The sequence below is a fragment of the Streptomyces sp. NRRL F-6676 genome (assembly GCF_000725625.1).
Classification (GTDB): Bacteria; Actinomycetota; Actinomycetes; order Streptomycetales; family Streptomycetaceae; genus Streptomyces.
Window position 1 is genome coordinate 24,604 of record NZ_JOHS01000060.1, and the last position, 14,503, is coordinate 39,106.

A 14,503-nucleotide genomic window follows, 5' to 3' on the forward strand; every position below is an offset into this window, starting at 1 on the left:
GCGGCGGAGCCGCATGGTGACACAGCCCCGCGCCCCTTTCAGCCGGGTCGGTAGTCCTGTGCCGCGGACGGCAGAAGGTAGCCTGCGAGCGCTATGACCCCGCCCGACACTCCCCGCGGCCGCCGCCGCCCTCTGGGCGCCGGGCCCACCTCGCCCCGCACGCTCACGCCCCCCGAACAGGACGCCGCGCCGTCGCCCCCGGCGCAGTCGCCCCCGGCGCCGCCGTCCGAGCAGGCCGCCGAAGCGCCGCCCCCGCCCGAGCGCGTCGTCGACACGGAAACAACGCCCGAGCCGCTTGCCGAGCCGGAGGGTGTGTTCACCGTGCGGCTGGTGAACTTCGAGGGGCCCTTCGATCTGCTGTTGCAGCTGATCTCGCGGCACAAGCTGGACGTCACCGAGGTCGCCCTGTCGAAGGTGACCGACGAGTTCATGGCGCACATCCGGGGGATGGGGAGCGACTGGGACCTGGACCGGACGACCGAGTTCCTCGTCGTCGCGGCCACCCTGCTCGACCTCAAGGCGGCCCGGCTGCTGCCCACCGCCGAGGTCGAGGACGAGGCCGACCTCGCCCTGCTGGAGGCACGCGACCTGCTGTTCGCGCGGCTGCTCCAGTACCGCGCGTACAAGCGGATCGCCGAGATCTTCCACGGGCGGGCCGAAGCCGAGGCCCGTCGCTACCCGCGCACCGTCGGCCTCGAACCGCACCACGCCGAGCTGCTCCCCGACGTCGTCATCAGCATCGGACCCGAGGGGTTCGCCCGGCTCGCCGTCAAGGCGATGCAGCCCAAGCCCAAGCCGCAGGTCTACGTCGACCACATCCACGCCCCGCTGGTGAGCGTCCGCGAGCAGGCCGGCATCGTCGTGGCCCGGCTGCGCGAACTCGGCGAGGCCAGCTTCCGGGTACTCGTCGAGGACACCGACGACACCCTCACCGTCGTCGCCCGGTTCCTCGCCCTGCTGGAGCTGTACCGCGAGAAGGCCGTCGCCCTGGACCAGGAGACCGCCCTCGGCGAGCTCCTGGTCCGCTGGACCGGTGACGGTGACCAACAGCCCACCGTCACGGACGAGTTCGACCGCCCACCGGAGAAGAAGGAGGAGAAGGACGCGTGAGTGAGCAGATCGCCGGGGGGACGGAGGCCGGCACCGACCCCGCCCTCGACCCCGTCGCCGGGCTCGACCTCAAGCCCGCTCTCGAGGCCGTCCTCATGGTCGTCGACGAGCCCGCCACCGAGGCGCACCTCGCCAAGATCCTCCAGCGGCCCCGCCGCGAGATCACCCGCGCCCTGCGCGAGCTGGCCGACGAGTACACCGCACAGCGCCGCGGCTTCGAGCTGCGCTTCGTCGCGAACGGCTGGCGCTTCTACACCCGCGCCGACTACGCCCCCGCCGTCGAACGCTTCGTCCTGGACGGGCAGCAGGCCCGGCTCACCCAGGCCGCGCTGGAGACCCTCGCGGTCGTCGCCTACCGCCAGCCGGTCAGCCGCAGCCGTGTCTCCGCCGTCCGCGGGGTCAACTGCGACGGCGTCATGCGCACCCTCCTCCAGCGCGGGCTGGTGGAGGAGGCGGGCACGGAACCCGAAACAGGTGCGATCCTGTACGTGACGACGAACTACTTCCTGGAGCGGATGGGCCTGCGCGGCCTGGACGAACTCCCGGAGCTCGCGCCCTTCCTCCCGGAGGCGGAGGCGATCGAGGCCGACACCCAGGAGGGCGTACCGTCGTTCGACCCGGACGCGCCGGACCCGGACGAGGACCGCGCCCCGGACACCACGCACCACACGTACACCACGCACCACACATACACGACGACGACGGAACTTTGATGCGAAGCAGCGGCAGCGGCAAGAGCGGCGGGCGCGGTAACCACCGCGGTGCCGGCAACAACAGGGACGACAGGCAGGGGCAGGGCGGCCGCCCCCGCCGGCCCCGCCCCGAGGAGCGCCGTTACGACGTCGGTCCCGGCGCCACCAAGGACGGCCCGAAGGCCGGCCGCGGCGACTCCGCGCGGGGCGCCGGCGCGCGCGGCGGGGCCAAGGGCGGCCCCCGCCAGCCCCAGCAGGGCGGCAGCGGCGGCACCGGCCGCGGCGGCCGTTCGGCCCCGGCCCGCTCCCGCGAGTACGAGGCCCGCGCCGAGGAGCGCAACCGCGAGCGGTACGCCGACAAGAAGGACGTCCGGCCGCCGAAGACCTTCCCCGGCGCGGAGCAGGAGGGCGAGCGGCTGCAAAAGGTCCTCGCCCGCGCCGGCTACGGCTCCCGCCGCGCCTGCGAGGAGCTGATCGAGGACGCCCGCGTCGAGGTCAACGGCGAGATCGTGCTCGAGCAGGGCAAGCGGGTCGATCCCGAGCACGACGAGATCAAGGTCGACGGGCTCACCGTCGCCACGCAGTCGTACCAGTTCTTCTCGCTGAACAAGCCCGCCGGCGTCGTCTCCACGATGGAGGACCCCGAGGGACGGCAGTGCCTCGGTGACTACGTCACCAACCGCGAGACCCGGCTCTTCCACGTCGGCAGGCTCGACACCGAGACCGAGGGCGTCATCCTGCTCACCAACCACGGCGAGCTGGCCCACCGGCTGACCCACCCGCGCTACGGCGTGCGCAAGACCTACCTCGCGCACATCGTCGGCCCCATCCCGCGCGACCTCGGCAAGCGGCTCAAGGACGGCATCCAGCTCGAGGACGGGTACGCGCGCGCGGACCACTTCCGGGTGGTCGAACAGACCGGCAAGAACTACCTCGTCGAGGTCACCCTGCACGAGGGCCGCAAGCACATCGTGCGGCGGATGCTGGCGGAGGCGGGCTTCCCGGTCGACAAGCTCGTCCGCACGGCGTTCGGCCCGATCACCCTGGGCGACCAGAAGTCGGGCTGGCTGCGGCGGCTGTCGAACACGGAGGTCGGCATGCTGATGCAGGAGGTCGAGCTGTAGGCCGGTGCCCTGCTCGTACCGTCTCGTCAGACGGGCGCCGCGGTCCCGGCGCCCTCCTCGCTGACTACGCTTGACCTACACCATCCGTACGCACGCCGTAGGCGACACAGCGAGGAGCAGCACGTGGCGGTACGAGCGGTCCGGGGCGCCGTCCAGCTCGAGCGGGACGAGGCCGGACACATGAGCGAGCAGGTCGGCGAGCTGCTCACCGCACTGATGGAGCGGAACGGGCTGACCGCCGAGGACCTGATCAGCATCTGGTTCACGGCCACGCCCGATCTGCACAGCGACTTCCCGGCGGTCGCCGCCCGCAAGCTCGGCATCGTCGACGTGCCCCTGATCTGCGCCCAGGAACTCGACATCGCGGGCGCCATGCCCCGGGTCGTACGGATACTCGCGCACGTCGAGACCGACCGGCCGCGCGCCGGCCTCGCCCACGTCTACCTCGGCGCCGCGGCCGCCCTGCGCAAGGACATCGCCCAGTGAGAACCGCACTCGTCCTCGGCACGGGACTGATCGGCACCTCCGCCGCGCTCGCGCTGGCGCAGCGCGGTGTCACCGTGCACCTCGCCGACCACGACCCCGAGCAGGCCCGGACGGCCGCCGCACTCGGCGCCGGCACCGACGAGGCCCCCGAGGGCCCCGTCGACCTGGTGCTCGTCGCCGCCCCGCCCGCCCACGTCGCCACCGTGCTCGCCGACGCCATGCGACGCGGCCTCGGGTACGGCTACCTCGACGTGGCCAGCGTCAAGGGCGGCCCCCGCCGCGAACTCGAGGCCCTCGGCCTGGGCGACGAGCTGCTCGCCCGCTACCTCGGCACGCACCCCATGTCCGGCCGCGAGAAGTCCGGCCCGCTGGCCGCCACCGGGGACCTCTTCGAGGGCCGCCCCTGGGTGCTGACCCCCACCCGGGACACCGACACCGAGGTGCTCAACCTCGCCCTCGAACTGGTCTCGCACTGCCGTGCCGTCCCCGTCGTCATGGACGCCGACGCCCACGACCGCGCCGTCGCCCTCGTCTCGCACATGCCGCATCTGGTCTCCAGCATGGTCGCCGCACGGCTCCAGCACGCCGAGGAGAGCGCCGTACGGCTGTGCGGGCAGGGCATCCGGGACGTGACCCGGATCGCCGCCTCCGACCCCCGGATGTGGATCGACATCCTCTCCGCCAATCCCGGACCCGTCGCCGACCTGCTCACCGACGTCGCCGCCGACCTCGACGAGACCGTACGGGCGCTGCGCGCATTGCAGTCCTCCGACGACAGCAAGCGGCGCGAGGGCGCCGACGGCGTCGAGACCATGCTGCGGCGCGGCAACGCCGGACAGGTCCGGGTCCCCGGCAAGCACGGCAGTGCCCCGCGGGCCTACGAGGTCGTCGCCGTGCTCATCGACGACCAGCCGGGCCAGCTGGCCCGTATCTTCGCCGACGCGGGGCTGGCCGGCGTCAACATCGAGGACGTCCGCATCGAGCACGCGACGGGGCAGCAGGCCGGTCATGTCCAGCTGATGGTGGAGCCGAGCCGTGCGCCCGTCCTCACGGCGGCGCTGCGGGAACGGGGCTGGGCGATCCGCCAGTGACCGTCCGGCGCTGACCGCCGGGCGGTGAGCCGGGCTCGGCTGTCGGAGGGGTGTCCGTGAGCCAGTAACCTTGTGCGGGACGCCCCAGGGCCGTCCCGCACCACCCTTCACCCACCACCCTGCACCTGGAAGGTGTTCCACCGTGGAAAGCGTCCCGGCAGTGATTGTCGCCATCGACGGCCCCTCCGGCACGGGCAAGTCGAGCACGTCGAAGGCCGTGGCCGCACAGCTCGGCCTGAGCTACCTGGACACCGGCGCCCAGTACCGGGCGATCACCTGGTGGATGGTGACCAACGGCATCGACATAGACGACCCGTCGGCGATCGCCGACGCGGCCGGCAAGCCCGAGATCGTCTCCGGCACCGACCCGGAGCGGCCGACGATCACGGTCGACGGAACCGACGTGGCCGGTCCGATCCGCACCCAGGAGGTCACGGCCAAGGTCAGCGCCGTCAGCGCGGTGCCCGAGGTGCGTGCCCGGATCACCGAGCTGCAACGCTCGCTCGCCGCGGGTGCCGCGCGGGGCATCGTCGTCGAGGGCCGCGACATCGGCACGACCGTGCTGCCCGACGCCGACCTGAAGATCTTCCTCACCGCCTCCCCGGAGGCGCGTGCCGCCCGCCGCAGCGGCGAGCTCAAGGGCGCCGACGTCCAGGCCACCCGCGAGGCCCTGATCAAGCGGGACGCGGCCGACGCCGGCCGCAAGACCTCCCCGCTGGCCAAGGCGGACGACGCGGTCGAGGTGGACACCACCGAGCTGACCCTTCAGCAGGTCGTCGAGTGCGTCGTCACCCTCGTCGAGGAGAAGCGGGCCGGGAAGTGACCGTGCCCTCCGCTCCGTCCGGCCGCTCCGCTCCGTCCGTGCCCTCCGCTCCGTCCGGTCCGTCCGGGAAGGGTGCCGAGGTGGGCCGGCGCATCGGCGTCGGACTGATGTACGGGCTGTGGAAGCCGCGCGTCCTCGGTGCCTGGCGGGTGCCCGCCACCGGTCCGCTGATCTTCGCCGTCAACCACTCGCACAACGTCGACGGCCCCATGGTCATGGGCGTGGCGCCCCGGCCGACGCACTTCCTGATCAAGAAGGAGGCGTTCGTCGGCCCGCTGGGGCGCTTCCTCACCGGCATCGGCCAGCTCAAGGTGGACCGCCACTCCACCGACCGCACGGCCATAGGGCAGGCGCTCGGTGTGCTGGCGGACGGCGGAGTCCTGGGCATCTTCCCGGAGGGCACCCGGGGCGAGGGCGACTTCGCCTCGCTGCGCGCCGGGCTCGCCTACTTCGCGGTGCGTGGCGGCGCCCCGATCGTCCCGGTCGCGGTGCTGGGAAGCACGGACCGTCCCGGACGGTTGATAAAGGCGCTGCCCCCACTGCGCTCCCGGGTCGATGTCGTCTTCGGTGAGCCCTTCGAGGCGGGCGACGGCAGCGGGCGGCGCACCCGCAAGGCGCTGGACGAGGCCACCGAGCGCATCCAGAAGCAGCTCACCGCGCACCTGGAAAACGCCAGGCGCCTCACCGGGCGCTGAGTGACACTTGAGTAGTGGATCACCCGGTACAGGGGGGTTCCACCGATCACCACGATGAACGAGGTACGGACTTCATGAACGACCACATCCACCCCGAGGGCTCGGGCGAGGAGCACGACCACGGGGCGCTCGGCGACGCCGAGTACGCGCAGTTCATGGAGCTGGCCGCCGAAGAGGGCTTCGACATCGAGGACGTCGAGGGCGCGATCGAGGAGGCCGGGCACGGCCCGCTGCCGGTCCTCGCCGTCGTCGGCCGCCCCAATGTCGGCAAGTCGACACTCGTGAACCGGATCATCGGCCGCCGCGAGGCGGTCGTCGAGGACAAGCCGGGGGTCACCCGCGACCGCGTCACCTACGAGGCCGAGTGGGCCGGCCGCCGCTTCAAGGTCGTCGACACCGGCGGCTGGGAGCAGGACGTCCTCGGCATCGACGCCTCCGTGGCCGCGCAGGCCGAGTACGCGATCGAGGCCGCCGACGCGGTGGTCTTCGTCGTCGACGCCAAGGTCGGCGCGACCGACACCGACGAGGCCGTCGTCCGGCTGCTGCGCAAGGCGGGCAAGCCGGTGGTGCTGTGCGCCAACAAGGTCGACGGCCCGAGCGGCGAGGCCGACGCCTCCTACCTCTGGTCGCTCGGCCTCGGCGAACCGCACCCGGTCTCGGCGCTGCACGGCCGTGGCACCGGCGACATGCTGGACAAGGTCCTGGAGGCGCTGCCCGAGGCGCCGCGCGAGTCCTTCGGCGGGACCGGCATCGGCGGGCCGCGCCGTATCGCGCTCATCGGCCGGCCCAACGTCGGCAAGTCCTCGCTGCTGAACAAGGTGGCCGGCGAGGAGCGCGTCGTCGTCAACGAACTGGCGGGCACCACCCGCGACCCGGTCGACGAGCTGATCGAACTCGGCGGCGTGACCTGGAAGTTCGTCGACACGGCGGGCATCCGCAAGCGGGTCCACCTCCAGCAGGGCGCCGACTACTACGCCTCGCTGCGCACCGCGGCCGCGGTGGAGAAGGCGGAGGTCGCGGTCATCCTGATCGACGCGTCCGAGTCCATCTCGGTCCAGGACCAGCGGATCGTGACCATGGCGGTCGAGGCGGGCCGCGCGATCGTCCTCGCCTTCAACAAGTGGGACACGCTCGACGAGGAGCGCCGCTACTACCTGGAGCGGGAGATCGAGACGGAGCTGGGCCAGGTGGCGTGGGCGCCGCGAGTCAACGTCTCGGCGCGCACCGGGCGGCACATGGAGAAGCTGGTCCCCGCGGTCGAGACCGCGCTGGCAGGCTGGGAGACGCGGGTGCCGACGGGGCGGCTCAACGCGTTCCTCGGCGAGCTGGTCGCCGCTCATCCGCACCCGATCCGGGGCGGCAAGCAGCCGCGCATCCTCTTCGGTACGCAGGCCGGCACCAAGCCGCCGCGGTTCGTGCTGTTCGCCTCCGGGTTCATCGAGGCGGGGTACCGGCGGTTCATCGAGCGCCGGCTGCGGGAGGAGTTCGGCTTCGAGGGGACGCCGATCCACATCTCCGTGCGGGTGCGGGAGAAGCGCGGCAAGAAGAAGTGACCGGCGGGGGGGGGGGGGGGGGGGGGGGGGGGGGGGGGGGGGGGCGCCCCGCCCCGCGGGGGCCGGGCGCGCGAGTGGGTCTGCTGCGCGGCGGCGGCACGGCGTGCGCCGTGCGCGCCGGCGCTGAAGGCGCCGTACGTGCCGTGGGTGGGGGAGTGGTAGGTGCCGGTGCGGTGGTGGAAGGCGTCGCCGAAGCCGGTGAAGCGGAACTCCTCCTCGCCCGTGCGGTCGCCGGGCAGGGCCCGGTAGGACCTGACGTACTCGGCGTAGAGCGCGTCGTAGATCGGCGTGGCCGAGGAACCGCCGGGGGCGTCCGCCGCGCTCCGGGCGGCCGGAACGGGGCGGAAGGCGGGGCGGCGGGGGGCGTCATATGCGTGCACGTAACTGCCAACGACGTGGCGCACCCTTAGGATGCGCCATTTCCCCCCACTCCCATCCTTAGGGGGGCCAACCCCCTAAACCCCCGTGGGGCCCCGCGGCCCCGGCCGGCAAGGAACCGTCAGGTGCCCGCCAGGGGGAGGGCCGCGCCCACCAGCTTGCCCTCCGCTGCCGCGCGGTCCAGCGCATCCCGCAGCAGGTCCTCCCTCGGCTGCCGGCCGATGGACCCGACCGGAGCCGCGAACAGCAGCACCTGCTGGTGCTTGCCCGCCGCCGTCCGCCACCCGTCCGTCACCTGCAACGGCTGGTGCGCCTGCCACCACGCCACCGGCGACCCCCCGGAGGGCCCCGGCTGCAACACCGCGTGCAGCCGCCCCATCGCGAGCAGCACCGACCAGCCGTGCAGCACCGCCGGCGCCGTCTCGATCGCCGTCAGCGGCATGAACCCCTGCTCGATGAGGAGCGGCAGGAAGTCGTCGCCCATCCCCGTGGCCCCGGGCCGCGCGATCGGCGCCGTCGGCTCGACGACCAGCGCCGGATGCAGCTCACCGGCGATCAGCACGAGCCCGCTGGTGACCCCGAGCACCGCCTGCTCGGGCGCCGCCGCGCCCGGCACCTGCGCCGCCTGCCCGGCCTGCCCCGCCGCCGAGTCCGCCGTGATGGAGCGGACCGCACCCCGCAACTGCTCCTCGGTGACCTTGACGACCTGCGACGGCAGACAGCCGGCGTGGGCGAAGGCGAGGACGGCGGTCTCCTCGCCGACGAACAGGACGGTGCTCGTGCGCTCCTGCTCCGAGTCGCCCGGGGTACGGCACGACGTGCAGTCGTAACCGCCCGGGGCGTTCTCTCCGGCGAGCAGCCGTTCGGCCTCTTCGTCGCCGATCTCGGCGCGTACGTCGTCGCTGACATCGAGCATGCGCGGCACGGGTGGCTCCCTCGGGATGCGTGCGTGACGGTGCCGGGTGGCTCCCGGCCATGAACCGGGGGCCCGGCTCATGAAGAACACAACGGAGGACCTGTGGCCGGAGTCACGCCCGGCGGCGAACGGAATCGAACCAACCGACGCACAGGGTGAGAGCACTCCCGGAATTCGTCACTCCGCGTCAACTGCGCCGACCGTCAAGGAAGTTGACGCGGTGAAGTGACTCACAGGCCACCTCGTCGCACGGTCGACAAATCCGGAAATCAGGGAATGAAGTGGGTGTCCGGAAATCGTCGCTACCGGGAGTAACGACTGTGTGGCCTGGCCGTACGGGCCGGCTGTTGATGCCGGGCCGCCGTCCTCCCTACATTCCTCCGCCGTGTGCAACGAGCACCGCCCGGGCACGTCCGCCGGCCGGACCGCGACGCCGGTCCGGGGCACCACACCGACGGACGGGGCGGCGCACGACGACCGCGTACGACACGCGGGACGCCGTGCGGCGCCTGGGGGACCCCGGGTATGCCGAGAGGGAACTACATGTCCGCATGTGCCGACAACTCCCGTCCTGACAAGGTCCGTACGACGCCGGCCACGGACCGTGCGCCGCGTACACCGCGCACGTCACGTACGGCGCGCCGGGCCGCGGTCCTCGCCGGGGCGGCGCTGCTCGCCCCGGCCGGTCTGCTCGCCGCGACCGGCACCGCCGCCGCGGCCGACGGCAGGGTGTGGGACCGCATCGCCCAGTGCGAGAGCGGCGGCGACTGGCACATCGACACCGGCAACGGCTACTACGGCGGGTTGCAGTTCTCCGCCGGAACCTGGCGTGCCTACGGCGGCACCGCGTACGCCGCCACCGCCGACGGAGCCTCGCGGGAGGCCCAGATCGCGGTGGCCGCCAAGGTGCAGCGGGCGCAGGGCTGGGGCGCCTGGCCCGTCTGCTCGGTCCGCGCGGGAGCCACCGGGAGCGCCCCGGGCGGCGCCGACGGCGCCTCGAACGGCTCCCGCCACCGGGCGGCACCCGAGTCCGCCCCGTCCCGGCGGCCGGCACGGGCCCCCGAACGCCCGGCGGCGGAGCGCGCCGACCGCGGTGCCTCGCGCGGCGCCCACGGCGACTGCACGGTCCGCAGCGGCGACACCCTCAGCGGCATCGCGCGGCGGCACGGCACCAGCTGGCAGCGGCTCTACACCGCCAACGAGGACGTCATCGGTGCCGACCCCGACCTGATCGTCCCCGGTCAGCGGCTCGCTCTCTGATCCGGAGCCCCGAGGTCCCTCGCGTACCCCTGAGTTCCCCTGCCGCCCGTGACGCTTGCACAGGGCAAATGGTTCCCCGAACGGGTTATCGATAGCGCATCCGTTCTGGAACAAGATGGTGAGGGAGCCCAACCCCTTCCCGCGGTGGCGGGTCTAACCATGCAGTAGGCGGACGAGCCAGGGGAACTCAGGGGATACAGGGACGCATGCATATTTCTTTCCTTCTGCACAACGCGTACGGGATCGGGGGGACGATCCGTACGACGTACAACCTCGCGTCCACCCTGGCCGAACAGCACGACGTGGAAATAGTCTCCGTCTTCCGCCACCGGGACGAACCCGTGTTCGCCCCCGGCCGGGGTGTCCGCGTACGCCACCTCGTCGATCTGCGCCGGGACACCGCCGACGCCGACGACCCCGAACGGCAGCGTCCCGCCGAGGTCTTCCCGCGCGCCGAGGGCCGATACCACCAGTACAGCGCCCTGACCGACCGGCGCATCGCCGAGCACCTCGCCTCCGTCGAGGCCGACGTGGTGGTCGGCACCCGCCCGGGGCTCAACGTGCACCTCGCCCGGCAGACCCGGCGCGGCCCGCTGCGCGTCGGCCAGGAGCACCTCACCCTCGACAACCACTCGCCCCAGCTGCGGCTCGCGCTGCGCGGTGTCTACCCGAGGCTGGACGCGCTCACCACCACCACGGAGGCCGACGCCCGCTCCTACCGCCGCAAGATGCGGCTCCCGGGGGTCAGGGTGCAGGCCGTGCCCAACCCGGTGCCCGCGCCCGGCATCGAACCGGCCGACGGCACCGGCAAGTGGGTCGTGGCGGCCGGCCGGCTCGCCCCGGTCAAGCGGTACGACCTGCTCATCAAGGCCTTCGCCAAGGTCGCGGCCGAACGTCCCGACTGGCGGCTGCGGATCTACGGCGGCGGCAAGCAGAAGGACAAGCTGCGCGCCCTGATCGACCAGCTCGCCCTGTACAACCACGTGTATCTGATGGGCCCCGCCCACCCCATCGAGCCCGAGTGGGCCAAGGGCTCCCTCGCCGCGGTCACCTCCAGCATGGAGTCCTTCGGCATGACCATCGTCGAGGCCATGCGCTGCGGCCTGCCGGTGGTCTCCACCGACTGCCCGCACGGCCCCGGCGAGATCATCTCCGACGGCGTCGACGGCCGGCTGGTAAAGGTGGGCAGCGTGGACGCGATCGCCTCCGGGCTGCTCGGCCTCATCAACGACGACGAGCTGCGGCAGCGGATGTCGCACGCCGCGCTCGAGGACTCCGCGCGCTTCGACCCCGCGCGGATCGCGGAGCGGTACGAGTCGCTCTTCACCGACCTCGGCGCCCGCGCCGGCGCCTCGCTGGGCGGCCGGATGCGCGGCTCCTTGCACCGTACGCGCGCGGCCCTGCTCGGCAGCGCCTACGCCGTCCGCGACGCCGGACACGCGGCCTGGCGGCAGAAGGGACACACGTCATGACGCAGCCGCTGGCCGACGACCGGCCCCTGAGATCCCCGCAGTCCGAGGAGGACGCCATCCTGCCCCCGCGTGCCGACTGCATCGCCGACTCCGCCGGCGGGCTGACCTTCGACGTCCTCGACGGCGGTGAGAGCGGTCCGGCGCACCTCGTACTGGTCCGGCGGGGCGCCGAGGACGACGTGGTGCGGCTGCCGTTGACGCCGGTCGGGCGGGGGCGGCTGCGGGCGGTGCTGCCGAGCAGCGTCGAACTGGCGGAGGGGCGGTGGGACGCGCAGGTGCGGATCGGTGACGCGCGGGCGCGGCGGCTGACCCCCGGCGTCAACGATCTGCGGGCGCTCGTGGACCGGGCGCCGAGCGCGGACGCGGGGCGGATCGCGGTACGGATTCCGTACGCGACGAAGCACGGCAATCTCAGCGTGCGCAGCTGGCTGCGGGGTCCGCACGCGGAGGCGGGCGCACTCACCCTCGAGGAGACGCGGCTGACGGTCCGTGGCCGGCTCTACGGTGCGGGGCTCGGTGACGGGGCGTACGTGGAGCTGGATGCGGGGGAGTCGGTGCTACGGGCGGAGGTGACCGCGGAGCGGTCGGTTCCGGGGGGATTCCTGTGCGTCGTGGACTACGCGGCCCTCACGGAGGGGGTCTGGAAGCTGTGGCTCCGACCGGAGGGAGAGGCCGGCCCCCGTGTCCGTCTGTCCCGCCTCCTGGACGACATACCCGACAAACACGACATCTTCCACTACCCCCGAACGGCGTACCCCTCCAGCGCCCCCAAGCTCCACATAACCCCCGCCTACACCCCCTCCAACGACCTGACCCTCACCACCACACCGGCGACGTAGAACAGCAGGACCGCACCGGGGGAGCCCTGTCAGGGGCGCGGGGTCGCGTCTTCTGCGCGGCTCCGCCGGGGGGCGGCGAACCGTCGGCCGGGTGCGCGCCCCGCGGGCCGGTGGCGGGCGGGCGGTTCACCCGGTGGTCGACTGGTGGGCGTGCGGCTCCGGCTGGGGGGCCTGTGCCGCGTACTCCGGGTGGTGGAGGTCGAACGCCGGTGACTCGGAGCGGATCCTCGGGAGTGCCCGGAAGTTGTGCCGCGGCGGCGGACACGATGTCGCCCACTCCAGCGACCGCCCGAACCCCCAGGGATCGTCCACCGCCACCCGCTCCCCGTACCGCGCCGTCCTCCACACGTTGTACAGGAACGGCACCGTCGACACCCCCAGCAGAAACGCCCCGATCGTCGAGATCGTGTTCAGCCAGGTGAAGCCGTCCACCGCCAGATAGTCCGCGTACCGCCGCGGCATCCCCTCCGCCCCGAGCCAGTGCTGCACCAGGAACGTGGTGTGGAACCCGACGAAGAGCGTCCAGAAGTGGATCTTGCCGATCCGCTCGTCGAGCATCTTCCCCGTCAGCTTCGGCCACCAGAAGGAGAACCCCCCGAACGTCGCGAAGACGACCGTGCCGAAGACGACGTAATGGAAGTGCGCGACGACGAAGTACGAGTCGGTGACGTGGAAGTCCAGCGGCGGTGAGGCGAGGATGACGCCGGTCAGCCCGCCGAAGAGGAACGACACCAGGAAGCCCACCGCCCACAGCATCGGCGTCTCGAAGGAGAGGGAGCCCTTGAGCATGGTGCCGCTCCAGTTGAAGAACTTCACCCCGGTCGGCACCGCGATCAGGAAGCTCATGAAGGAGAAGAACGGCAGCAGCACCCCTCCGGTGGCGAACATGTGGTGCGCCCACACGATCACCGAGAGGCCGGTGATCGCCATGGTGGCGCCGACCAGGGTGAGATAGCCGAAGACCGGCTTGCGGCTGAAGACCGGGATGATCTCCGTGATGATCCCGAAGAACGGCAGCGCGATGATGTAGACCTCGGGGTGGCCGAAGAACCAGAACAGGTGCTGCCACAGCAGCGCCCCGCCGTCGGCCGGGGCGAACACCTGCGCCCCGAACCGCCGGTCCGCCTCCAGGACCAGCAGCGCCGCCGCCAGCACGGGGAACGCGATCAGCACCAGGATCGACGTGAACAGGATGTTCCACGTGAAGATCGGCATCCGGAACATCGTCATGCCCGGCGCCCGCATTCCGACGATCGTCGTCAGGAAGTTCACCGCGCCCAGGATCGTGCCGAACCCGGCCAGTGCCAGGCCCATGATCCACATGTCGGCGCCGATGCCGGGCGAGCGGTCCATGCTGTTGAGCGGGGCGTAGGCGAACCAGCCGAAGTCCGCCGCCCCGCCGGGGGTGAGCAGGGAGCCGAGCACGATCAGCCCGCCGAACAGGAACAGCCAGTAGGACAGCATGTTCAGCCGCGGGAAGGCCACGTCGGGGGAGCCGATCTGGAGCGGCATGATCTCGTTGGCGAAGCCCGCGAAGGTGGGGGTCGCGAAGAGCAGCAGCATGATCGTGCCGTGCATGGTGAACAGCTGGTTGTACTGCTCGTTGCTCATCAGTTGCAGCCCCGGCCGGGCCAGCTCGGCGCGCATCAGCAGCGCCATCACCCCGCCGGCCAGGAAGAACACGAACGACGTGATCAGATAGAGGTGGCCGATCTTCTTGTGGTCGGTGGTGGTCAGCCAGTCCACCACGATCCGTCCCGGCGTCCGTCCGGCCCCCGCCGGCCGCCGTACCGCGGCCCTGGTCTCCGTCCCCATTCGCCTGCCCCTCCGCCGTCGCGCTCCGGGCTTGCCCTGCCCGCCGCCCCGGCCGGTGGTGCTCGCGCGGGGTGTCCACGAGCACGGCCATGATGGCGCGCCGCTCCCGGGCGCGACAGGGGGCGTGCGGCGGTCCTGTGCGGGAACCGTGTATTTCCCGTGGCGTGCCGGGTTCCGCGGAGGTGTCGGGTATCGGCGGAAAAAATGTGCGGCGGGGTGGCGCCCGTACTTCCGTGTGGATATTCCGAA

The 14,503-nt window shown here is 72.3% G+C and carries 13 protein-coding genes; 11 read left to right on the top strand and 2 right to left on the bottom strand.

Going from position 1 to position 14,503, the window contains the following annotated elements:
* Nucleotides 1-93: 93 nt before the first annotated feature.
* The 8 genes from IO29_RS26905 (at nt 94) to der (ending at nt 7,574) form a co-directional block, all read left to right on the top strand.
* Nucleotides 94-1,110 (top strand): segregation and condensation protein A, encoded by a 1,017-nt coding sequence (locus IO29_RS26905; protein WP_030381203.1) that lies wholly within the window; start codon nt 94-96, stop codon nt 1,108-1,110.
* Nucleotides 1,107-1,823: an SMC-Scp complex subunit ScpB gene (gene scpB, locus IO29_RS26910; protein ID WP_030381204.1), complete on the top strand. Its 717-nt coding sequence runs from the start codon at nt 1,107-1,109 to the stop codon at nt 1,821-1,823. The genes IO29_RS26905 and scpB overlap by 4 nt, the downstream gene beginning before the upstream one ends.
* A complete protein-coding gene (locus tag IO29_RS26915) occupies nt 1,823-2,926 on the top strand; it encodes a pseudouridine synthase (protein ID WP_030381205.1) in 1,104 nt (367 codons plus the stop codon). The genes scpB and IO29_RS26915 overlap by 1 nt, the downstream gene beginning before the upstream one ends.
* Before the next feature lie 123 nt (nt 2,927-3,049).
* The gene (gene aroH, locus IO29_RS26920) at nt 3,050-3,412 is read left to right on the top strand and encodes a chorismate mutase (protein ID WP_030381206.1); all 363 of its coding nucleotides are present in this window, start codon (nt 3,050-3,052) and stop codon (nt 3,410-3,412) included.
* Nucleotides 3,409-4,503, top strand: a complete 1,095-nt coding sequence (locus IO29_RS26925; RefSeq protein ID WP_030381207.1) for a prephenate dehydrogenase — start codon at nt 3,409-3,411, stop codon at nt 4,501-4,503. The genes aroH and IO29_RS26925 overlap by 4 nt, the downstream gene beginning before the upstream one ends.
* A gap of 142 nt (nt 4,504-4,645) precedes the next feature.
* The gene (gene cmk / locus IO29_RS26930; protein ID WP_030381208.1) at nt 4,646-5,326 is read left to right on the top strand and encodes a (d)CMP kinase; all 681 of its coding nucleotides are present in this window, start codon (nt 4,646-4,648) and stop codon (nt 5,324-5,326) included.
* Between the two features lie 107 nt (nt 5,327-5,433).
* Nucleotides 5,434-6,021, top strand: coding sequence for a lysophospholipid acyltransferase family protein (locus tag IO29_RS26935; RefSeq protein ID WP_051707959.1), 588 nt, complete (start codon nt 5,434-5,436; stop codon nt 6,019-6,021).
* 74 nt (nt 6,022-6,095) lie between these two features.
* The gene (gene der, locus IO29_RS26940) at nt 6,096-7,574 is read left to right on the top strand and encodes a ribosome biogenesis GTPase Der (RefSeq protein WP_030381210.1); all 1,479 of its coding nucleotides are present in this window, start codon (nt 6,096-6,098) and stop codon (nt 7,572-7,574) included.
* 499 nt (nt 7,575-8,073) lie between these two features.
* On the opposite strand, the gene IO29_RS26945 is transcribed toward der, so the two are convergent.
* The gene (locus tag IO29_RS26945; protein ID WP_030381212.1) at nt 8,074-8,877 is read right to left on the bottom strand and encodes a hypothetical protein; all 804 of its coding nucleotides are present in this window, start codon (nt 8,875-8,877) and stop codon (nt 8,074-8,076) included.
* A gap of 534 nt (nt 8,878-9,411) precedes the next feature.
* On the opposite strand from IO29_RS26945, the gene IO29_RS26950 reads away from it, so the two are divergent.
* The 3 genes from IO29_RS26950 (at nt 9,412) to IO29_RS26960 (ending at nt 12,439) form a co-directional block, all read left to right on the top strand.
* The gene (locus IO29_RS26950) at nt 9,412-10,128 is read left to right on the top strand and encodes a LysM peptidoglycan-binding domain-containing protein (protein WP_030381213.1); all 717 of its coding nucleotides are present in this window, start codon (nt 9,412-9,414) and stop codon (nt 10,126-10,128) included.
* A 206-nt stretch (nt 10,129-10,334) separates the two neighbouring features.
* Nucleotides 10,335-11,600, top strand: a complete 1,266-nt coding sequence (locus tag IO29_RS26955) for a glycosyltransferase family 4 protein (RefSeq protein WP_030381214.1) — start codon at nt 10,335-10,337, stop codon at nt 11,598-11,600.
* Nucleotides 11,597-12,439, top strand: coding sequence for a hypothetical protein (locus IO29_RS26960; RefSeq protein ID WP_106969918.1), 843 nt, complete (start codon nt 11,597-11,599; stop codon nt 12,437-12,439). The genes IO29_RS26955 and IO29_RS26960 overlap by 4 nt, the downstream gene beginning before the upstream one ends.
* A 126-nt stretch (nt 12,440-12,565) precedes the next feature.
* On the opposite strand, the gene ctaD is transcribed toward IO29_RS26960, so the two are convergent.
* Nucleotides 12,566-14,254 carry an aa3-type cytochrome oxidase subunit I gene (gene ctaD, locus IO29_RS26965; RefSeq protein WP_030381216.1) on the bottom strand — a complete coding sequence of 563 codons (1,689 nt, stop codon included), beginning with the start codon at nt 14,252-14,254 and terminating at the stop codon, nt 12,566-12,568.
* Between the last annotated feature and the right edge of the window lie 249 nt (nt 14,255-14,503).